Origin of the sequence: Rickettsiella endosymbiont of Xylota segnis (assembly GCF_964019545.1) — a bacterium.
GTDB lineage: Bacteria > Pseudomonadota > Gammaproteobacteria > Diplorickettsiales > Diplorickettsiaceae > Aquirickettsiella.
Genome location: NZ_OZ026451.1, coordinates 1,108,966 through 1,131,735, shown reverse-complemented (window position 1 = coordinate 1,131,735; position 22,770 = coordinate 1,108,966). Strand labels below are relative to the sequence as shown.

The following is a 22,770-nucleotide window of genomic DNA, read 5'->3' as shown; positions in this document are numbered from 1 at the left end:
ATAATTTTTCTAGACAAAGTAAGATCAAATGCAAGCAAGCTTATCTAAACGAGCTAAGCAAAGTAATATCGCAGATTAAGTAGTAAAGTACTTAGGTTGGATCGGCCTTTTAAATTGACATTAGCAAAAGTTGAAACCCCATTGCCACTACGTGCTTTTCCTAAAACGTCATAGCGATAACCTAGGCCTATTTGAAAATTTTTGTTGATGTCATAGTCCATGCCGAATCCAAGGATATAAACGAAGTTACTCGTTGTTCCTTTACTAAATCCGGGAGGGATACGCGGTGTAATACCGGGTAAAGCGGTTTCGGTATAAGAGTTCAGTGTATTCCAACTGTTGCCAATCCCGCCTAAAAGATAGGGAGAAAGACCGCTCGACCAACGATAAATATTAGCTTTCGCTAGTAAATTAAGTTGTTGAAAATGGGTTTTAAATTCATAGGTATAGTCGGTAAGGTTAGGGCTAAAAAATTTTTGGATGAAACCAGTTGACTTGATGGGAAAATAATAACTATATTCTAGACCTAAGCTTAAAATAGGTAGCCATACGTCGTCTCGATGCCAACTATAACCTCCCGATAAAGCCAGTACTTCACTATTTTGATTGTTGTCACTAAAGTAAACATCTGGAAAGAAGTTTTGTTGAGAAACGGTATATTGATCGGCATGGTAGTTAAATACCCAGCCTGCTGCTAAGTCGGCATACCAGACGCCTTTAGTCGGCAAAATGGGTTTTAAGCAACAACCACAGTCATTGGCATTTGCAAAGGCGTTGCTTGTAAAAAGCAAAGAGATAATGACAATCCATTTAATCGATGTGTTTTTCACAAAGTCTCCTTATTCAAGCGAACTCAGCTTGTTCTTAATTTATAGTCTCTCCTTAATTTTTTATCAATTACAAGATAGGCGATTTTTATTTAAGGGAGAATTATTGTGAAAAAAAGGAACGAAATGCTAAAATTATTTCAGTGCAAGTAAGTTTTGACCGGTCATTTCTTTCGGTTTAGGTAAATTTAATAAACTTAAAAGAGTAGGGGCGATATCCGCTAAACTTGCATGCTTGACTGGATTTATTTTCGCCGGTCGACCGATATAAACAAACGGTACAGGTTCATTGGTGTGAGCAGTATGTGCTTGTTGCGTTTTTTCATCAAACATACATTCAGCATTACCATGATCGGCAGTAATGATGGCTTCACCACCATATTCTTGTAAACAAGCAATAAGCTTGCCAATACAATCGTCAATGCAGCTAATTCCTTGCAGAGTTGCTGCTAAATTTCCAGTATGTCCTAGCATATCGGGGTTGGCAAAGTTACAAATGATAACATCATATTTTTTTTCTTTAATGTCTTCTAACAGATATTGAGTAATTTCGATAGCACTCATTGTCGGAGTAAGATCATAGGTACTCACTTTCTTTGAAGGGATTAAAACGCGTGTTTCATTTGCTGAAGGGATTTCATCGCCACCATTAAAAAAGAAGGTGACATGTGCGTATTTTTCAGTTTCTGCAATACGTAATTGGGTCAAATGATGTTGAGCAAGATATTCACCTAAGCCATTACGTAAGGATTGTTGAGGAAAAGCAATTTGACTGGGGATGTCGCTAGCATATTCAGTTAAAGAGATAAATCCTGCTAGATGTGGTTGTGTTTGTCGAATAAAACCTGAGAATTGTTTGTCGAGAAAAGCATGACTCAGTTGACGTGCACGATCAGCGCGGAAATTCATAAAGATAACAAGATCACCCTTTTTAATTTTCACTGGCGGTTTATTTTCATCGTGAATTGTAGTGGGCGAAACAAATTCATCACTTTCTCCACGTGAGTAAGCCAATTGCAAAGCATGTAAAGCAGTATCGGCAGTATAGCGTGCTTCGCCTAAGCTTAAACAATCATACGCTAGTTGCGTACGCTCCCAACGGTTGTCTCTATCCATTGCATAATAACGACCGATAAGGCTGACAATTTTGCCAAGACCCAATTGTTTACATTTTTTTTCGAGATTTTCTAGATAGTTGGCCGCACTTTTTGGTGGTGTATCACGGCCATCGAGAAAAGGATGTAAGTAACACTGTTGAATTCCTTGTTGCGCGGCTAATTCAAGTAAGGCATACCAATGTTGTTCATGACTATGGATACCGCCTGGCGATAAAAGTCCTAAAATATGTACTGATTTTTGACTGGCTTTGATTTTTTTAAATCCTGTTAGCAAACAAGGGTTGTTAAAAAATTCTCCAGTTTCTATGTCTTTATTAATACGGCTTAAATCTTGATAAATTACTCGGCCGGCACCCATGGTGAGATGACCGACTTCTGAGTTACCCATTTGACCCGCAGGTAATCCTACGGCTAAACCAGATGCATCCAGTAGTGTGTGTGGATAGGTTTGCAGTAAGTAATCCCAATGCGGCGTATTGGCCATTGCGATGGCGTTATGCCCTTTTTCTTTTCTATAACCCCATCCATCTAATATAAGCAATAGGATGGGACGAGGATTAAGTTTAGACATATTAAAACCTACTTTTTTAATGTTACCCTTCGCACTTGACATTGTCTGTGTATCGCGCAGATCGCAATCCTCATGTATCTTGAATACATTCCGGTTGCTCGTTTTCGTAGCGCCTGCCAAAAATCCCATTGCTATGAGTAACTACTTTTCTTACCTAAATTTTGCAGCAGATAGCTTAAAAGAGATATTCTTTTACTTTACGGCGATATTGCCATACCAATAAAAATATACCGATGATTTCAGCTAGAATCGTAGCCCACCAAATCCCATAGCCAGCAAAACCATACGATAACGCGCTAGCGCCTATGGGTAAAGCAATGATCCAAAATATTAAAACAGAACTAAACAATGTAAATCGCGTATCTTTCAAACCACGTAGCGCGCCAAATAAAGCAAAGCGAGGTGCTTCAAAGAGCTGTACTAAGGCCGCAAGCGCTAAAAATTCTTTTGCTAAACGCACAATAGTAGCATTTTTAGGATCATGCAGATTAAAGTCGATAGCAATCAGTTTTTCTGGAAAAATCCAATAAATTAAAGCGACTAAGAGCATGAAAGTACTCGCATAAAATATGCCCACAATAGTTGCGTTGTTTACCGCTTTTTTATTACTCTCACCGACACTATGTCCTACGCGAATGGTAATGCCCTGAGCTAGAGCAAACGTCACAATGGAAAATAGCCAAAAAAATTGTAAAGCAATCTGATTGGCACTCAATGTATCTGCACTAATCCGGCCCATTAGTATACTCATGGCTAAAAAGAAACCTACTTCGAAGCAATAGGTTAAACCCAAAGGTAAACCGACTTGAAAAATTTCATATAATTGCGGCGTTATTTTTTTCCAGTGAGGAAACTTAAAATAAATGCGGTAACTTTTATTCAAGCAAAAGTAAATACTAAACCCTAAGGTGATAATCCAAAAAGTCATGGCAGCGCCCCAACCAATTCCGGCAATACCTAAATTAGGAAAACCGAATTTTCCAAACATTAAACTATAGTTGAAAAAGATACTGAGAGGGACAAATAGTAAACTAAAGGTTAAATTGGTTCTGGTTCGGCCTAAGCCGGCAACAAATTGTAATAATACGGTAATAATAAAATCAGGAATAATGGCCCAAGTAAGTCCGTGAAGATAGAATTGGGCTAATTTAACCGTCGCAGGTGCTTGTCCAAAAAATAAAAAAATTGATGAAAGATTCCATAACAATAGCATGGCTGGCAGCATTAAAACGATAGCCAATAATAGCCCAGCATAGAATACATAGGAAATCTCGTCATTTTTTTTTGCACCATAATATCGAGCGACGAGTGTGGTTATCGACGAAAGTGTTCCCCAAATAATCACCATTAATGTGATGAATACCCAGTTCACTAAGGCTCCAGCAGCTAGACTCGTCGCACCGAGATGAGCAAGAAATATATTTGAAAAAAACCCCACAGAGGTTTCAATAATACCGCTCATAATCAGCGGGATGGCTAAAACCAAGAGAACCTTGCTTTCTGAAAAAAAAGTCTTGCAATATTGATCTACACACATGCCATGAAAAATTTAAATTTTGATGAAGATTTCTACTATTTTGGCTAGATTTAAACCTAAAGTCTAGAAATCAATTTGAATTAAACAGTTTAAAGAGTATAAAAAATTATCATCATGGCGAGCGGAATGTAACGATTGCTGCGCGCTTCGGTGCTTGCAATAATGAGTAAGACCAAAAAAGCTTAAATTATTCTTTTGCAATACTAAATTTTGTTGCTATGTGTTCGGTACAGCAAAAATATCCCAAACAGGATCATCGGAATAGAAAGTAGTTGGCCCATCGTTAACCAATTCCACGCAATAAAACCTAATTGTGCATCGGGTTGGCGGAAAAATTCGAGTCCAAAACGGAAAATACCATATAAAATGGCAAACCACGCTGAAACGGCCATGCGTGGTCTTTTTTTGCTCGAATAAATCCAGAGGATAGTGAATAACACAACTCCCTCAAAAAAGAATTCATAAAGTTGCGATGGATGTCTAGGTAATCCTCCGGCATGTGGAAACACCATGGCCCAAGGTACATCAGTGATGCGCCCCCATAATTCGCCATTAATAAAATTACCAATCCGACCCGTTGCTAAACCTATCGGCACCAGAGGGGCAGCAAAATCAGTAATATCAAAAAAGTGTTTCCCGGTTTTTCGACTATATAAATATAATGCGACTAAAACACCTAAAAGACCGCCATGGAAGGACATTCCGCCCTGCCACACCTGAAAAATAATCCAAGGATGACTTAAGAAGTTACCTAAATCATAAAACAACATATAACCAACACGTCCGCCTAAGATAACACCGAGTGCTGTATAAAAAAGCAGATCGCCAATTTCATCGATAGTCCAACCGCTATTTGGCTTTTTTGCGCGATAAATAGCCAGTAGCCATGCACCTATAAATCCAACTGCATACATAAGGCCATACCAATGCACCTTAAGTGGTCCTAGGTTAAATGCAATCGGGTTCATCGTAGGGTAGATCAACATAGTTTATTCCTGATGATGAGCAACGAGTGAGTATTGCTGACTATAATGCGTACTGTGCAATAGCCAGTCAACAGTGCCTTTGCCAATTCCATGGTAAGAGGGTAAAAAAACCACTATGCCGATTAATAATAACAGGCCTGAGGGTATTTTTTCAAAATGTATACTCTTAGCATTGGAATTTTTGTCTGTGTTGCCGCTCAATTCGCAATCCTCATGTATATTGAATACACTCCGGTTGCTCATTTTCACGCCGCCTTGACAAAAATCCGATTGCTGCGGGTAACTATTTTTCGCACTGAAAGTTTTGTGTGTATCGCCTGCTAAACGATAGCGCAACCAAAATAGTAAGCTAGTTAAACCAATTAGGACTAAAAAATAAAGTGAGGAACCAAAAAATACATGCAGAACATTGGCGGTATGGATCTGTTCGCTACTGAATAAACTGATGGGAATATTACTAAAAAAAATGCAGGTCATTAACATTATCGGCAAAGCGATAGGATAAATCCCTGTTTTTGCCCATTGCCATAAAATTAATATTGGAATACTCAATAAAGGAAAATAATACAGCCAACCTAAAGGAGATAATAATAACATAGCGGTGATGATAACTGAGAAATCAAGATCTATTTTTCGTTGCGCTAGGATCTCAGGCGCAGATCTTAAAAATTGTATAATTGCAAGAAAAAAAATTCCTGCTAGCAGTGGATAAAGATAGGTAATGAGTCCAGGAACGGGTAGCAAAGCCACATTACTTTCAATGCCACCTATTAGACGTAATAAAAAACCATAAATCGAGACATTCCAACTTGAAGCAGCCCATTTTATTTGTTGACATACGTGATAATAAGCCGCATAACTATCAAACCCCAAAAATAGTGCTGCGATCAAGGCACAACTGAACAGTGTTAGTAAAAATGCGCATAAACCTCGCCATTCTTTGCGCATAAGAAAATAAAATAAAAATAAACCGATAAAGGGTTTTAAACTGCTTGCTAGCGCTAAAAAAATTGCAGCGCTAATGGTTTTTTTCTGACGTGCAGCACGCCATCCGCAGACCAATAAGGGAAGTAATAATAAACTTACTTGCCCAAATTGTAAGTTTACAAAGCTAGGAAAATAGCTGAATAAGGCGATTAACAACAATAGTGCACAGGATACCGAAAAAGTCTCTCCATCCAGTTTTTGTTGTAATAATAAAATTCCTAGTGTTCCAGCGAACATCGAAAGTAAGGTCCACAATAATAATGCATGGGGATAACTTAGGTAGGCCAAGGGAAAGCTAATCAGCGTAAAAAAAGGTGGATTTAAATTTCCACTTAATAAAAAGACTTTGGAGTGTGTTGGTTTAGCTTTTGAAGTAGGCGTGGATGTATGTAGTTTATTTTTTACAAAATAAATTGGTGTATAGATATTTTTTCCTTGAATAAACAAGTGTTGAGAATGATAAAATTTTCCAAAGTCACTATAGAGGATATTAGTTTTTCCCAAGCTCAGGGGATAAATAAAATTAAGTATTAAAATTACTCCAAGTAGAATGATTCCACTGAGTAAAAAAACAGAAGGATAGATTTTTTTAAATGACATATAAAAATTAGCTTTTATACACACATCGATGATTCAATCCAGCCAATTGCAGTCTATGTGAGAGTTGTTGTGAACTTTTGCTATTAGGTAAAGGTCCAACGACCACCTGATAATAATCCCTTTTATGTATTGAAGTAGTTTTTACATTGACTGCGGAACGAGTCCATTGCTTAACCATTGATGCAAGCTTTTGTGCAGATGTATGTTGTTTAAATAATCCCAATTGAATATAAGGGGAGTGTTTTTTTTTGGTATGATGATAACCGTCATAACTCTCTCTGCGTATGGAAGTATTATTAGCAGCTAAACGGGTAATGCCGGGTGTAATCGCAACAATCGAAACCGGTGCTGTACCCATACCAGTCATATCCAGTTTTTTTGCAGCGGCATAAGAGAGATCGATGAGACGATTATTAACAAAAGGACCTCGGTCATTGACTTTAACGATAATTTTTTTTCCATTACGTAAATTAGTTACTTGTAAATAGGTAGGTAATGGCAGTGTTTTATGCGCTGCAGTCATGCCAGCGACGTTATAAATTTCACCATTTGAGGTTTTAAAATCGTGAAATTTCATGCCATACCAGGAAGCGATACCTCGGGCATGATAGCCCTTAGCGCTTTTCATGACATAATAGCGACGCCCAAAAACTACATACGATTTGGGATTGCCGTGTTTACTTAAAGGTTCTGCTCTAGGTACGGCATTAGGAATTCGATTCGCGTTAATTCTAAAACGGGGGGCTTTATCTTGTTGCAGATGATAACGATAATTGCTGCTACTAGAGGTGGAGGAACAGGCTCCTAAACATAAAGTAAGAAGATATACAGTAAATCCAGAAATAATTTTAAAAAATAAGCTTCCTTGCTCGGCATTATTTTTTATTGACATGAGGTTGATGCTCTTGTTGGTGGAGATGCTGGATTAATTCACTTAATTGAAAAACTGCCATTGCGTAAAGTGAACTGGAATTATAGTGTTTAATAGTTTGGAAGTCATTAAATCCAAACCAATATTCATCACCCTGCTGGGTTGGTAAATCAATCAGGAAGGTCTTTAATTGCGAAGGAACCTTTGTTTTAGGATAAATGTGATATTTTGCAAAATCTTTTACGGTGAAGCATGCTTGTGATTTAGGTAAGCGTAGTAGTGCTTGGGGTGAAAAACGTGCGGGTATAGCCACTGGGCCAGATTCAGCCCAGCCGAACGAGTGCAAATAATTGGCAATACTGAGAATAGCGTCATCGGAGTTATTGATAAGATCACTATAACCTTTATGCGTTGCGTCTACCGAGAGGTGACGGTAATTGCTAGGCATAAATTGTACTTTTCCGATAGCTCCAGCATAAGAACCCTTTGTGACTTTCGGATTTATAGCAGGATTTTCTCGACTAAGTAACAAAAAGTTTTCCAGTTCGTGTTTAAAAAAATCCGATCGTCGCGAATGATTGAAACTTAAGGCACTTAAAGAATCAATCACACGATATTTACCGGTAATTTCACCATAGCGGGTTTCAACACCTAAAATAGCAACGATAATCGAAGCAGGAACTCCATAGCGTTTTTCAGCTTCAGCTAATGTTTTAGCATGTGCGTCCCAAAATTGTACGCCCATCTGCGCTCTTTTCGTGGTAACAAAAATAGGCTGATATTCTGACCAGGTTAAACGTTCTTTAGCTGTAGTAAAAGAACTAATAATTGAGCGGTTGGATTTAACTGTATTAAAAAGTTGTTGTAGTTGTTTACGATCGAAATGATATTTTTCTACCATCTTATCAATAAATAAACGTACTTCGGGTTTATTCGCATAGGCAGTACAAGAAGTCAGGCAAAGTGTAATTAATAACAGCAATGCGAATAAGCTACCTGCAAAGGTTTTGTTCTTCATCATGTTGCTTTCCTTAGTTACCGACTAATTTTCTATGCGTTTGGATAGACATTAGAATACCAAAACCTGCGATTAAAGTAATTAATGATGTTCCACCATAACTAATCAAGGGTAATGGTATACCTACTACAGGTAATAACCCACTGACCATACCGATGTTCACAAAAGCGGCAATAAAAAAACTCAAACTTAATCCTCCACCCAGTAAACGCGAAAAAGTGTCTTGTGCTTTCATACTGATGTAAAGCCCGCGTGCAGCAATCCATAAATAAAGACTCACTAGCAGGATACCGCCGAGTAGACCAAATTCTTCACCGCAAACTGCAAAGATAAAATCTGTCGTATGTTCAGGTAGAAATTGTAAATGCGATTGTGTGCCATGCAACCAACCTTTACCAAAAAATCCACCCGCACCAATAGCAATTTTGGATTGAATAATATGATAACCGGCACCCAGTGGATCTCTTTCTGGATTTAAGAAGGTCAGAACCCGCAATTTCTGATATTCGTGCATAAAATGCCAACCTACAGGGGCGATAATCAACATTAATAAACCACCGAGCAATACCCAACGACCACTGACACCGGCGAGTAAAACAACACTAATACCTGAAGCAACAATTAATAAAGCTGTCCCTAAGTCAGGTTGTTTAATAACTAATAACGTTGGGACAGCGACTATAACCAGTACGACGAATAAATTGAACAAGGAAGGGGGTAAAGATTTATCATGTAAATACCAGGCTAACATCATCGGTACTGATAATTTCATGAGTTCGGAAGGTTGAAATTTTAACAGTCCTAGATTTAACCATCGCTGTGCTCCTTTACCGACAACACCTAAAATTAATACCGCAAGGAGCAAAGTAAAACTAAAAATAAATATCCAAGGCGCCCAGGCACGATAAACAGAAGGTGAGATTTGCGCCAGCATTAACATCACCGTAAAAGCAATCAACATCCGCAAGGCTTGTTTACTAATGATGACTAAGCTTTGATTGCTTGCACTGTACAGTATAATTAAACCTATACAGACCAAACTAAGTAAACCTATTAATAAAGGTTTATCGACTCGAAAAAATTGCTGTATTTTTTGTAATGAAAACCGTCGGCGTTGTCTGCTAATCGCGAGCATAATCTCGGCCTAGTAAAAGTAAATAGCAGTAGTATAGAATAAAATCTCCTGACTTACGCTAAACTACTGATAAAAAAAATGACTTATGTAGGTATACTTACAAGCAGGTTCTTGGCAAGGTACTGCGGTTGCGTAATTACGCATTCGATGTACAATACCCAATTTTAAGAAAAGTTGTTTTTTTATTGGTAATTATGTCGATACTATCCTTTTCTATTGCAATGATTGAAAGTTTTAAAAAACGAGCAATATATTTGGCAATGGGGGTTTTTTTCTATTGGAGTGTTGTTACACCCGCTTTTGCATTAACGTTTGTGTTACCTGCGCACGGAGATGATATCGTAGGCCATGTGCAATGGACGCAAGCATTACCCGGTGATACGTTTAATAAAATTGGTCGACGTTATGATATGGGTTATTTTGAGTTGGTAGAAGCCAATCCAATGATAAATCCAGACCACCCGCAACCTGGAAGCATTATCGTAATTCCTAGCCGCTTTATTTTGCCACCTAAACGGCATGGTTTAATCATTAATTTAGCCGAATTACGTATTTATTATTTTCCACCACATCGTCATGTAGTGATAACTTATCCTGTAGGAATAGGTCGAGAAGGGTGGGATACGCCTTTAGGGCCTTCATGGATTGCCGAAAAAATGCGTAATCCCATCTGGACAGTACCGGAGTCAATCCGCAAAGATCGAGCGAAAGATGGTGTGCATTTACCGGTAAAAGTTCCACCCGGTCCTGATAATCCATTGGGTGGATATGCTATGCGGCTTAAACAGGCCACTTACTTAATTCACGGTACGAATGACTCGCAAGGTGTCGGACGACGGAGTAGCGCAGGATGTATTCGACTTTTTCCAGAAGATATAGAAAGTTTATTTGCAGAAGTGACGCGTAAAGAAAAAGTAACTATCATTGATTTACCTTATAAATTTGGTTGGGAAAAACATAGACTTTTTTTGGAGGCACACGTACCATTGCAAAAACAGTCATTATTTAATCGTTCAATGATGGAAAAATTTCTTCAAGCAAATACTTCAAAAACTGCTAAAATTCAGTGGCAATCCGTTGAGCTTATTAGTTTACGAGAAAATGGTATACCGCAAGTAGTCGGGTATCCTGAGACATCTAGACGTATTGCGTCACATACTCATCGAAAAAACAAGAAATCGACTTGATTTTTTTGATGCACGCAGCAATTAGGTTTTTGGCAAATGCCGCGAAGAGTAAAGATCATGGGTAGCAAATCTATTATACGACAGTGAACATTTATGCGTTGCGTTTCTTTTTGTACAGCAGCTAATTATAAATTAAGTCTACTTGCGGAATTTTTTCGTACTAAGCGTTATATTGCTAAATTATTCCGGAATGTACTGTATGTCACTAAACAAGATAAACCTATCGATCTTTTTTTCTTTAATCATGGTTGTTTTGTAACCTGGAATCTCAGTAAACAACAAGAGAAAAAAATAATCGATGAGATTAAACCTTTTTCTATAGACCCTTTAGAAAAAATTGAAATGGATCGCTTCATTTATTATCTTGATAAAGAAACCCGACTTTTTCCTCATCAACGCTTTAATGTCGATGTGATCACTTTAGAAAGTGACGAATCAGATAATGTGCAAATCAAGCTCGCTATTTCTTATGGTTTAGCACAATCGATAAAACTAGAATCGTATGAAGAATCGGTGAATAAAACCGTGCTTGCGAATAGTCATTTTCCTAGAGAATTAGCACGCTTTGGTAAAATTTCGCTATCTCGCTCGGAAATTTCTAAACGTATTGGTGAGATTTTCTTGACACGAAGCTCGGTTAATCTCAGTAGTGAATATTTAGATGTTCCTGAGTACTTTTGGCGCTATTCGAATCTTGAATCTTATTATGAAATGACTGAAAAGTTTTTAGATATTCCAAAAAGAGTAGCCGCTTTGAATCATAAACTTGATGTAGCGCATGAAATTTTAGAGATGTTAAATAGTCAGCTACAACATCGTTATTCGAGTATTTTAGAATTTGTGATCATTTTATTAATTTTTATCGAAATAGTTGTGCAAATTCTACAACATTTATAAAGACACTTTCTTACAAATAAAAAATAAGCATAAAATATTTATAAGGACCTCTAGCAAAAAACTAGAAATATGCTATTTTATAGAATCCTAACCTTCTGTTTACTCCTTATATAATTTAGAGGAATATGAACCATGGCTAAAAAATTAGCTAAAAAAAAGTCTCCAGTGGCTAAAACACGTAAAAAAACTAAAGTAACATCGGCTAGTAAAAAACTAGCTGCGGTGAAAAAGTCTTTTACTAAAACTGAATTGCTTCAGTGCTTAGTAGAAAATACAGAATTATCTAAGAAACAAGTTGCTGGGGTTTTAGAAACCTTACAGGCGATTATGCATGCGCATGTAAAAGCCGGTTGTGCTTTTGCGCACCCAGGTATGTATAAAATTACTGTGGTAAAAAAATCAGCGACTAAAGCACGTAAAGGGATCAATCCGTTTACAGGTGAAGCCACGACTTTCAAAGCAAAACCTGCACGAAAAGTGGTAAAAATAAAACCATTAAAAAAACTTAAAGCTGCTGTATAGATTTGTTTACAAAAAAAAGGCGCTGTTAGCGCCTTTTTTAATATTCTCGCACTTGAATTTTTGTCTGTGTTGCCGTTCAATTCGCAATTTTTATGTTATGTCGATGTAGATTAAATAGTCACGGCACTTGTCAAAAATCCAATTGCTGTGAGTATTGCATTATAAAACCGTTAATGACTTAGCCATTTTTTTTAAAAGTAGCTAAGCGGCTTTTAGTACGCTCAAACTCAACACTTAATCGACCTTTAGGATAAATATCCTGGATAGGCTGTGTTGATGTGAGAATAACATGGTTGTTTGCATCATAAAGAATATCAATTAAATGGATAAATAATCTAGCTAGATTATCTTCATATTCGCCGATAGGTTTGATATCGCTGATTAAAATGGTCGAAAAACGCTGCGCAATAACTAAATAATCCAATTGACTGCGTGGTATCGAACAAATTGAACTAAAATCAAACCATACTACGTGTTCAGTGCAGCCTAAATGTGAAATCTTGCGGTCATTAATGGTCAATGCTTGATAAGAAACTTTTTGGTTTTTGCTTAATCTATCGAATAAAGCTTGTATTTGTACAAGACTTATTACGCAAACTAACTCATTTTCTTCGTTGATTAAATGCTGACGCCGATAATCAATCGTACTATCTAAATGAAAAATGCGTAAATGTTGTTTAATTAAGCTTATTGCCGGTAAGAATAGTCCGCGTTGCAAGCCGTTAGCATATAAATCTTCGGGAGGTGTATTTGCGGTTGTGACTAACACAATCCCTTCTGCAAATAAGGCTTCTAATAATTGTGCGAGTAACATGGCATCGCCAATTTCATGCACTAAGAATTCATCTAAGCAAATAACATCGACTTCTTTACGTAGACGTTTAGCAATTCGCAGCAATGGATTCGATTGTCCTTGTAGCTGAGCCAGTTCTGCGTGCACGTGATGCATAAATTGGTGGAAGTGATAACGCGATTTAGTAACCGGTAAATGATTGTAAAATAAATCCATTAAATAGGTTTTGCCTCGACCGACAGCCCCCCATACATATAATCCTTGCATAGATTTTTTTCTAAACCAACGGGGTTTGATTAGTTCATCATACACCGCTTGAAATTGTTGCATCGCTAAAGCTTGTTGAGCATCGGTCTGTAAAGCTTGGCGTAATACTTGTTGTCTATAAGCAGCTAATGGAGTCATTTAATTGACTTGTTAAGTGTTGTTGTTAAGCAATCGCGTAACTCAATGAGCTTGCCATGAAAAAAATGGCTTGCCCCATGAATTTTAATGACTTCTGGAGGATGTTTTAAGGAATCCACCCAGGAAAATACCGCTGCAGCAGATACCACCTCATCTTCATCGCCTTGTACCAATATCCAGGGGCAAGAAAAGGGTGGAAGTTCTTTAAAAGGAAAGTTTTCAATAGGAGGTGCAACACAAATTAATTGTTTTGCAGGCCAAACTTTTGCAGCGCGAGCTGCTACATAAGCACCAAAAGAAAACCCCGCCAGCCAAATTGCTGATTCAGGACAGCTGGTTTTTAACCATGCAAGTATCGCTAATAAATCATCGGTTTCACCGATGCCATTAGCATATTCACCCTGGCTGAGGCCGACGCCACGGAAATTGAAACGTACCGTAGCAAGTTCCATGCTGTTGAAACAACGTGCCAAGGTGTAGATAACCTTATTGTGCATGGTTCCGCCAAACAAAGGATGTGGGTGGCAAATAACCGCAATGGTAGGTGGGTTGCGTGGAGTTTCGGGTGAACTAGTCATTACTTCAAGCTGCCCTGTAGGCCCTGATAACAATAACTTAGCGAGTCGATCAGTAGGGAATGGTATAGTCATGTCATGTTATACTCTTTGGTTTAAGCCTATTCATTTTAAAGTGCCATTAAACTTATGCAAGCATTGAATATCCAAGGCCTGAGTAAAATCTATAAAAATGGTGTTATCGCCCTTAAAAATATTGATCTGAATGTTGATAAAGGTGATTTTTTTGCTTTATTGGGACCCAATGGCGCTGGAAAATCAACTACGATTGGTATTATTGCTTCGCTGGTCAATAAAACTGCCGGATCAGTGAAAGTCTTTGGGCATAGTATTGATAGTGAATTAGAAGCGGCTAAATCCTGTATTGGCATCGTGCCACAAGAACTTAATTTTAGCATCTTTGAAAAAGTGATAGACGTTATTGTTTATCAAGCGGGTTATTATGGTGTACCAAGACGCTTGGCGAAACAACGTGCAGAAATCTATTTAAAAAAACTCGATCTTTGGGATAAACGCGATCAAATTTCTATGCAACTCTCGGGGGGTATGAAACGTCGCTTGATGATAGCGCGCGCCTTAGTACATCAACCAAAACTACTCATATTAGATGAGCCTACGGCAGGTGTAGACATCGAAATACGGCGTTCGATGTGGGAATTTTTGCGTAGCATTAATCAACAAGGTATTACCATCATTTTAACGACACATTATTTAGAAGAAGCAGAATATCTGTGCAAGAATATTGCTATTATTGATAAAGGTAGCATAATTGAAAATACCAGCATGAAACATCTATTAGCGACTTTAAATATGGAAACCTTTGTGTTTGATTTAAAAAAACCGCTGATAGATTTACCCCAATCGCAGTTTGCGATGCGTTTATTAGATAATGTAACTTTAGAAGTGGATGTTGCTAAAGAACAATCGCTCAATAATTTATTTGGTTTTTTAGAAGGCCATCATATTGAAGTAACCAGTTTACGCAATAAAGCCAATCGTTTAGAAGAACTATTTTTAAATTTAATTGCTGCGAATAAAAATAAAGAGTAGATGAGTAAAATAAAAAATTTAAACAAAGCCAAGCTATGTACCAGAGAGTGTTAAAAGATTAATGACTATGCAAGCAAAAGTCTACTGGATCGCATTTATTAGTTTGTTACGCAAAGAAATAAAACGTTTTTTGCGTATTTGGGTGCAAACCTTATTACCACCTTTGGTGACGATGACACTTTATTTTTTAATCTTTGGTAATTTGATTGGTCAACGTTTAGGCAATATCGAAGGTTATAGCTATATGCAATACATTGCGCCCGGCTTAATCATGATGTCAGTGATTACTGCAGCGTATACTAATGTGGTGACTTCTTTTTTCGGTATGCGTTTTCAACGCAGTATCGAAGAGCTTATCGTTGCACCGTTGCCAAACTATTTACTGTTAGCTGGATTTGTCGCCGGCGGTGTTGCTCGCGGTTTATTGGTGGGTCTATTAGTTACCATTTTAGCTTTATTTTTTACACAATTACATGTTTTTAATATTTTTGTATTGCTGATCATCGTGCCGATGACGACGATTTTATTTTCGCTCGCAGGTTTTACTAATGCGTTATTTGCTAAGACCTTTGATGACGTTTCGATAGTTCCGACGTTTGTGTTAACGCCCTTGACTTATCTGGGTGGAATATTCTATTCCATTGATTTATTACCCAGCTTTTGGCGCCACATATCCTTATTTAACCCGATTTTATATATAGTAAATAGTTTTCGTTATAGCTTATTAGGTATTAGTGATATTCCAGTCGTTTGGGCGTTAACCATCATATTTTTCAGCTGTGTGATTTTATTTTTGATCAATCTGTATTTACTGCATCGCGGTAAAGGCATCCGCACGTGAAACCCGGTGTATTATTGATTAATTTAGGGACACCCTCGGCATCGACGCCAAAAGCAGTACGCGATTATTTAGCGGAATTTTTAAGTGATAAACGCGTGGTGGAATTACCGGCTTGTTTATGGCAACCCTTGTTAAAGTTCGTTATCCTACCGATACGTGCGCGACGCTCAGCAAAACTTTATCAAAGTATTTGGATGGATGAAGGTTCACCGTTAACGGTTTATACACAACGTTTAGCCAAAAAATTACAAATCAGTTTAGCTGATCAATTCAAAGTTGTGCTTGCTATGCGCTATGGTAAACCCAATTTAGAAGCTGGACTGCAGGAATTATTAGCAGCGGGTGTATCTTCCATCGTTATTTTACCCTTGTATCCACAATATTCTGCTGCGACTACTGCCAGTTGTTTTGATAAAATTAGTCAATTATTGCAGCAATCGCGTCTTATTCCTAATCTGCGTTTTATAGCATCCTATTTTGATCATCCACTGTATATTCAAGCAATTACTCATAGAATTAAACAATTTCGCGCAGAACAGGCAAAAAATAGCTACTTATTATTTTCTTTTCATGGCTTACCCCAACGTTGTATTGAATTAGGCGATCCTTACCAACAACAATGTGTTACTACAGTAGGTTTAATCGCAGAATGTTTACGGTTATCTGCTGATGAATATCAGCTGGTGTTTCAATCACGTTTCGGCAAAGCGCAGTGGTTACAGCCGTATTGCGAAGTGGTATTACAACAACTGCCGGCACAAGGCATAAAAAATGTCACCATAATCTGTCCAGGATTTGTTGTCGATTGTTTAGAGACCTTAGAAGAGATTTCTAAACGTTATCGAGAACTGTTTTTAAAAGCGGGTGGTGAAAATTTTAATTATATCCCAGCGTTGAATGATTCAGCAGACCAGGTGCAACTGCTGACGAGTTTGGTACAATAAGTGATTTAGTTACCTTAAATTTGTCGATAAACTATTGCTGGGAGTGAAGAGATTATATAATGTAGAAACATATTAAATAAATTTTAGCTTTTAAATAGAGGCACACTACAAACCTCCCGCTAAATTAATAATAAATGGAGGAATAATGGATTCAGGAGATTGTTCTAAAAAATGTAATAGCGTATATGATTTTATAGATAAATTTGAACAAATTAGAGACTATCATCTAATAAATTTAAAAGATAACTATAAAGACGCAGCTAATTTTGCTTTACATGACGTTAATTTATTTCATACAAAAATTGCAAATTTGTTTGCATTTTTTGACGCGATAGCCGCTTTTTTAAGACTTACAGAAGATAACTACATTATTCGTGGTAGTAAGCATCATGGGTTTAATTTCATTACTTCATTAGAATTTTTGGAACATTTAAAAAAAATTAATTTTGATTACCCCAATTTTGAAGATAATATTTTTGGTTCTAAACTTTTTTTAGATGAAATAAAGAATATTCTTGGACAATCAAAGCCATTTATTATAAATATTAGAGAGCTAAAAGCTAATATTGGCGAATTTAAAGAAACTATTTGCAGTCTAAAAGATTACAAAAATCTTATTCTCATTCCACTTCTTGAACAACTCGAATCTTATCCAATAAACTTAAACGATCTTAAAGGTCCAGAAATTTATAAAATTGAAAAAAAATTAAGAGGAAAAATTAACCATAAATTAAAAATTTTGGAAAAAAACCTAATAAAAGAACTACAACAGATAAAAATAAAACTTATCTCAGCACTGCAGAAAGATCAAATAATGGCACAAGATTCTTTGAACACACCCTATAATCAACCAATGGGTATATCTACTGTGTCGAATAACTTCGATATAACAGACATGAAAAATCTACCTTCCTCAGCAACACCTTATCTGATAGGAAATAATTCTTTTTTCTCAACATCTCCTTTTACGCCTCTTGCTGATCAGCCTAATGAAATGTCGAGATTATCCGCTAGGAATATCATCATATCTGCAGGTATTTTAAGTGGATTATTCGCACTGGGTTTTTTTGGATATGCGCTGTATAAAAAATTATTTAAAAGTAACGGATTCGCTTCTGAAGAAAATAATGACAATGACAATGTACCTATGCTGACTATGACACCTGAAACTTCTAACGAACCGGTATAAATTCTAAAATTTTCTTTTTGATAATTTTTCTTGCAATTTATTGAATGTGCCGCCAATTTCAGCTAAACGTTTAAGAGTGGATCGTCTAAAGATACAGGAATGGAGTAGGGATGCATGAAGAGTTATGAAAAAGCTTATCGCGCACGATTACGAGAACTCTCGGATCGTATCGTGCAAGCACAAGAAGCGATAAAGATTTTAGACAGTATTAAATGGGGGCCGGAAATACAAGTCGATTTTTTTAAAAAAAAATGCAAACAATTACCTAAAGTAAATGCTGAATATTATCTGAAAAATAAGTTAGCCTTTAATATTCATAAAAAACGTGAAGAATTTCAAGCGCTCGAGCGCGATATTAATCGTGAAGTCGGACAAATCAGCAGCATTGGTAACATAATGTTGCGTATGTGTCGAGAATATCAGGATGTTTTGAATCTCTTAGCTGCACGCGGCACGCCAGAGTTTAGTGCTTTATCACAAGAGCTTTATGGTAGTGCCGATGATGCCTTTTACGTAAATGCGCCGCGTTTAAAAGATTTAGTGCCGAGTGTTTCACAAGCATTAATGAATATTAAGGATAAAACGTTCAATGAATTGGATGAGAAACGCTATGATAGTCAACAAGCGGCAGAGATATTGAATCAACGTTTATCCATTTATTTTAAACAGCATAAATCTACTAAGACTAAACTGCAAAAGCCTAAAATGAAAAAATGGGTGATCATTAGTGATGGGATAGTAGCGGATGCAGCTGCCGGTGCTGAGACGATTAAGATTCGACAAGATGCTTTATTTAGCGAACGTGATTTACGTATTTTAGAAGTGCATGAGGGTTGGGTGCATATGGGCACCACACTTAATGGCATGCATCAACCCATTTGTACCTTTTTGGGAAAAGGGCCACCTTCAGCCATTGCTAATCAAGAAGGTTTGGCGATTATTATGGAGTTATTTCATTTTGTTTCTTCGCCAATGCGCATTAAAAAATTGACCGATCGCGTCACCGGTATTGCCATGGCCGAAGAGGGCGCTGATTTCTTGCAAGTATTTAATTTTTTTCTGGAGCAAGCACATACACCGGAAGAAAGTTATAAAAGTAGTGTGCGAATCTTTCGCGGTAGCTTACCGGCATTGGGTCCATTTACTAAAGATTTGGTTTACAGCAAAGGCTTTATTTTAATCTATAATTATCTACGCTTAGCGGTAGAACAAGGTTTAGTGGATAGAATTGACTTATTATTTGTCGGTAAAACCAGTTTGGAAGATCAACGTTTATTAGCACATTTGTTTGAAGAAGGATTACTCGTCAAACCTTATCATATACCGCATCAATTTCGTGATTTAGCTGCATTAAGCTGTTGGATGTGTTATTCACTATTTTTTAATCAACTGGATTTGAAAAAATTAGCAGTAGATTATCGGAATATTTTGCAAGGCTAAGTTACAACAGACGAAAAAAAGCCTGCTTCTGCAGGCTTTTTTGTTTATTTATTAACGATTAAGTCTAGTTGGTAATAAACTTTGTACTTCGAGTATATTTGAATCATTAAATTTTGTATTACCATATCCGTCTGATTTAGAAGACTCATCGGAAGATGAGGCAATAGAATATCTAGCTTTATCATTTTCACTAGAAAAACATACAGTATTTCTACGATTATCTTGCGGTTTTTTTTTAAAATCACTCTCATTACGTGAAAAAGCTGCCTTGATTATAGTGTCTATAAATCCAATGTTATCTCTTATTTTCCCTAATTTAGTTTTAAACTCAAAGGTATGGTCTTTAGAGTTTAACCCCTCAATTTTATTTAAATCGGCTTTCAAATTTCTATCTTCACTGAAGAAATAGTTAGTTTGCAGCTCTTTATTTATACTTTCAATTAAGAATTTTAAGCTTTCGCAATTAGACTTAAATTGAATTTCAACGTTTTCAGGAGTTTTATCTTTAGATAATTTGATAAAGTCTTTAGATATTAATCCTGCATGAAGACTGTTTAATGCTCTTAAACGAGTTTGAAGCAATTCTTTGGAAGATTGCAAATTTTGCATATCTGAAAAAGCTTGGGTGTCATCAATGATATCTTTTAAATATCTAGCCATTTTATCTAGATTTGGTAATGAAATAAATTTATTTTTTTGGAAAAAAATTTCTTCGGGGGTTAAATTTTGTTCGATTTCGTTAATAGCATTGTTAGTATCACTTTCTTTTTCTTCTTTTAAGGGTTCCATTTCAAAGGTTCTATTTTCCGTAGCAGACTTTTCTACATCGATAAAATTAGTATTATTTACTGGAGAAATCCGATTAAATAAACCATAAGTTAAAGAAGAAATTGCAATAGATGTAGCCATTTGCACACCGGTGGCGACAGGATTTTTGAACAGATTGACTGCCGTCCCCAAGAGAGGCACCGTATTTCGTGCAATTGCTCGGGCGTGGTTGGGTATTAATTGCGTGCATACATAAAATATTTGCAAACCCATACTTAAACCGACACTGCTAATAAAAGTTGGCAGTGCTTGTAATAGCAAGTTGTCCCATAGCTGTTGCGCTTCGTCTTCATTGCCTTGATTTATATGCTCTTGTATCTTGTATAGCATCAATGGAAACGTTGCAGCAAATGCCGCATGAGCCAATAGACTGCTAGAGATAATCACTGCTTTCGTTGCTGATGTTTGTTCGCCCCGCCGAGAATGTTTGGCAGCAAAGTATTGAATGATAGCATTTAACATACCCGATCCTGCACCATGTGCAGCTGAAGTTCCTAAGCTTAGACCAGAATTAGATAATGTTGAATTGATTGAATTGTTGTTATTAGATTCTTTTACAGCATCGGTCCGGTTAAAGTTAGTAGTATTAGAATAACTAGGTAATTTGGTCGTATTCATAGCTTGAATAACAATTGGCGTGGTTGTTTCAGGAATTATTGTCGTGGGAATTTCGTCCTGTATTATTGTTTTATTAGCAGAAATTACCTCATTACAATCGATAGAATTAAATACTTTTGGGCAATTTTGAATTGCCTTGGTGTCATAACGTCCTTTTAGGTAGAACCATCGCAAATTTAGTATGTGCTGTTCTGAAATTGTATTGTTTGCATTTTGAATAATTTGTCGAGCAGTTGTTTCGATTACTTGAGCAGCGTTGCTATCGGTTTCAGTTTTATTTCTCTTAGATAAGCTACGGACCATACTGCCTAAAGTTTTACTAAATTGATTTAATGCAGAAAAGGAATTACAGGTATCAATTTTTAGGCAAGCTATGCTAAGTTTCTTAATCATTTCTCCAATGTCTTTTTTATCAAACGCTGTAACAGCAGCGATATCCATTGTTTGATGGAATATATCTGCAAGAATGTTCATTGAAGTTTCAATGGCCATTTGAGGTTGTTTTAACTTGAGGTCTGTTTGATCTGCTAATCTAACAAGCATTTGTTCTGTACATGCCCTTATCGCTTGCAAAACATCGGAATAATGATTGCCTATTGATGGATTTTTTAATAGGGTTAATACTAAGGAGTATAAGCTATCGTAAATTCTAGATTTAGGTTTAGTTTCCTTAAACACATCGGTTAAATGGAAAGAAAGGGAAGATAAATTTTTTACAAAATTAACCGATAAAACTTGTTCATTTTTATTGGATTCCTTAACTGTGGTTTTAAAGTAGTCTAAAAAATTAGCTAATGCGTTATTTTTATCTATCGTTGTACATAATGTTTTTAAACGTAATTTTATGTCATAATTTGAGCCAAACAATAATTTTTGTGCTATAGGTTCCGCTGCATTAGGATTCCTAACTGTTCTTCCTAGGCTAATCAATTTGTATTGATTAGTAAATTGATAAGGATCGCAGTTAGTTGTATTAAACAAGCGTTTACATTCATTTAATAAATCAGGCTCAGTATGATATTTACTAAGAAACGCATATCTGGCATTACTTAATTGATCGCTTGTCAAATTAGTCATTGAATTAATAAGTCTGACTGCGTTATTTTCAAATGGACCTAAATCAGCTCCATCATGTTGTTGCCTGAAGTGTAAGGTTAAATTACCTAGGCCTTCAAGATAACTTATCAATGGCGAATAAATCATGTAAGTCACTCTTGGTTCACCTGGACTAACTTTGCCATTAAGCTTATTTAAACGAATAAAATATGCTAGAGATAAGCTTATTAACTCAATAATCTTGGGTTTGTCATTATTTGAATTAATAAAAATAGTTTCGCGCAAATTGGTGATACTCGCAAAAAAATCAAAAAAGGCTTGGGTTATATTATTTATTTGTGAAGGAGTTAAATCCAAATTGTTAAAAGGAATTTTAAAAAAATTATCACAAATTTGTAATAAGTTTTCTATATCGGTTGATTCTATATCTGAAGTATGCTGATCAATAAAAGATGTTAAATAGTTTAAGCCATTTTTAAAAGAATCATCCTTAACTAAATTTTTATACGACGATACTTTTTCCATTATATGATCTGCACCAGCAATACATGGCATAGACTCTGTAGTGACAAGTTTTGTATCACAAGGTAAGGGATTAAAGAACTTTAAAAAACTCTTAAAAGTAGTTAAGGTTTGATCAGTAACTAGTCCCTTAAGTATATCGTTATGAATAGTTTCTAATAATGGATTTTGATTAGAAATAATTGGCATTAAAACACCTATGAAAATTTAAAAAAATGATCTTCATCGTAGGTGGCGAAGCTTAAGAGATCCT

Annotated in this window: 19 protein-coding genes; 8 read left to right on the top strand and 11 right to left on the bottom strand. The window is 36.4% G+C overall.

The features are described from left to right. Window positions 1-53: 53 nt before the first annotated feature. From AACL18_RS05240 to rodA, 8 genes are all read right to left on the bottom strand, one after another. Window positions 54-830 carry an outer membrane protein gene (locus AACL18_RS05240; protein WP_339049760.1) on the bottom strand — a complete coding sequence of 259 codons (777 nt, stop codon included), beginning with the start codon at window positions 828-830 and terminating at the stop codon, window positions 54-56. 132 nt (window positions 831-962) lie between these two features. Further along, window positions 963-2,516, bottom strand: coding sequence for a 2,3-bisphosphoglycerate-independent phosphoglycerate mutase (gene gpmI, locus AACL18_RS05235; RefSeq protein ID WP_339049758.1), 1,554 nt, complete (start codon window positions 2,514-2,516; stop codon window positions 963-965). Window positions 2,517-2,691: 175 nt separating this feature from the next. Beyond that, window positions 2,692-3,978 (bottom strand): MATE family efflux transporter, encoded by a 1,287-nt coding sequence (locus AACL18_RS05230; protein ID WP_339049757.1) that lies wholly within the window; start codon window positions 3,976-3,978, stop codon window positions 2,692-2,694. Between the two features lie 278 nt (window positions 3,979-4,256). Continuing rightward, complete coding sequence (gene lgt, locus AACL18_RS05225) at window positions 4,257-5,039, bottom strand: prolipoprotein diacylglyceryl transferase (RefSeq protein ID WP_339049756.1); 783 nt, start codon at window positions 5,037-5,039, stop codon at window positions 4,257-4,259. Between the two features lie 3 nt (window positions 5,040-5,042). Next, window positions 5,043-6,626, bottom strand: a complete 1,584-nt coding sequence (locus tag AACL18_RS05220; protein ID WP_339049755.1) for a glycosyltransferase family 87 protein — start codon at window positions 6,624-6,626, stop codon at window positions 5,043-5,045. A gap of 7 nt (window positions 6,627-6,633) precedes the next feature. After that, window positions 6,634-7,518 (bottom strand): septal ring lytic transglycosylase RlpA family protein, encoded by an 885-nt coding sequence (locus tag AACL18_RS05215; RefSeq protein ID WP_339049753.1) that lies wholly within the window; start codon window positions 7,516-7,518, stop codon window positions 6,634-6,636. Then, window positions 7,502-8,518: a lytic murein transglycosylase B gene (gene mltB / locus AACL18_RS05210; protein WP_339049752.1), complete on the bottom strand. Its 1,017-nt coding sequence runs from the start codon at window positions 8,516-8,518 to the stop codon at window positions 7,502-7,504. Before mltB ends, AACL18_RS05215 begins: the two co-directional genes overlap by 17 nt. Before the next feature lie 10 nt (window positions 8,519-8,528). Next, window positions 8,529-9,650, bottom strand: a complete 1,122-nt coding sequence (gene rodA, locus AACL18_RS05205; RefSeq protein WP_339049751.1) for a rod shape-determining protein RodA — start codon at window positions 9,648-9,650, stop codon at window positions 8,529-8,531. A 194-nt stretch (window positions 9,651-9,844) separates the two neighbouring features. Here rodA and AACL18_RS05200 point away from each other — a divergent pair, with 194 nt between their 5' ends. From AACL18_RS05200 to AACL18_RS05190, 3 genes are all read left to right on the top strand, one after another. After that, window positions 9,845-10,837, top strand: a complete 993-nt coding sequence (locus tag AACL18_RS05200; RefSeq protein WP_339049749.1) for a L,D-transpeptidase family protein — start codon at window positions 9,845-9,847, stop codon at window positions 10,835-10,837. 93 nt (window positions 10,838-10,930) lie between these two features. After that, window positions 10,931-11,734: an RMD1 family protein gene (locus tag AACL18_RS05195; RefSeq protein WP_339049747.1), complete on the top strand. Its 804-nt coding sequence runs from the start codon at window positions 10,931-10,933 to the stop codon at window positions 11,732-11,734. 132 nt (window positions 11,735-11,866) lie between these two features. Beyond that, on the top strand, window positions 11,867-12,256 hold the full coding sequence (locus AACL18_RS05190; protein WP_339049746.1) for an HU family DNA-binding protein: 390 nt from the start codon (window positions 11,867-11,869) through the stop codon (window positions 12,254-12,256). Window positions 12,257-12,434: 178 nt separating this feature from the next. Here the strand turns inward: AACL18_RS05190 and zapE are convergent, their stop codons facing one another. After that, entirely contained in the window at window positions 12,435-13,454 is a 1,020-nt protein-coding gene (gene zapE / locus AACL18_RS05185; RefSeq protein ID WP_339049744.1) for a cell division protein ZapE, read from the bottom strand. Further along, window positions 13,451-14,104, bottom strand: coding sequence for an alpha/beta hydrolase (locus AACL18_RS05180; protein WP_339049742.1), 654 nt, complete (start codon window positions 14,102-14,104; stop codon window positions 13,451-13,453). The genes zapE and AACL18_RS05180 overlap by 4 nt, the downstream gene beginning before the upstream one ends. Before the next feature lie 54 nt (window positions 14,105-14,158). On the opposite strand from AACL18_RS05180, the gene AACL18_RS05175 reads away from it, so the two are divergent. The 5 genes from AACL18_RS05175 to AACL18_RS05155 all read left to right on the top strand — a co-directional run bounded on the left by AACL18_RS05175 (window position 14,159) and on the right by AACL18_RS05155 (window position 19,493). After that, complete coding sequence (locus AACL18_RS05175) at window positions 14,159-15,079, top strand: ABC transporter ATP-binding protein (RefSeq protein ID WP_339049741.1); 921 nt, start codon at window positions 14,159-14,161, stop codon at window positions 15,077-15,079. Window positions 15,080-15,146: 67 nt separating this feature from the next. Continuing rightward, the gene (locus AACL18_RS05170; protein WP_339049740.1) at window positions 15,147-15,920 is read left to right on the top strand and encodes an ABC transporter permease; all 774 of its coding nucleotides are present in this window, start codon (window positions 15,147-15,149) and stop codon (window positions 15,918-15,920) included. Then, the gene (hemH, locus tag AACL18_RS05165) at window positions 15,917-16,864 is read left to right on the top strand and encodes a ferrochelatase (protein ID WP_339049739.1); all 948 of its coding nucleotides are present in this window, start codon (window positions 15,917-15,919) and stop codon (window positions 16,862-16,864) included. Before AACL18_RS05170 ends, hemH begins: the two co-directional genes overlap by 4 nt. 145 nt (window positions 16,865-17,009) lie before the next feature. Continuing rightward, complete coding sequence (locus AACL18_RS05160) at window positions 17,010-18,053, top strand: hypothetical protein (RefSeq protein WP_339049738.1); 1,044 nt, start codon at window positions 17,010-17,012, stop codon at window positions 18,051-18,053. A gap of 114 nt (window positions 18,054-18,167) precedes the next feature. After that, window positions 18,168-19,493, top strand: a complete 1,326-nt coding sequence (locus AACL18_RS05155) for a flavohemoglobin expression-modulating QEGLA motif protein (protein ID WP_339049736.1) — start codon at window positions 18,168-18,170, stop codon at window positions 19,491-19,493. Between the two features lie 51 nt (window positions 19,494-19,544). Here the strand turns inward: AACL18_RS05155 and AACL18_RS05150 are convergent, their stop codons facing one another. Beyond that, window positions 19,545-22,706, bottom strand: a complete 3,162-nt coding sequence (locus AACL18_RS05150) for a hypothetical protein (protein ID WP_339049734.1) — start codon at window positions 22,704-22,706, stop codon at window positions 19,545-19,547. Between the last annotated feature and the right edge of the window lie 64 nt (window positions 22,707-22,770).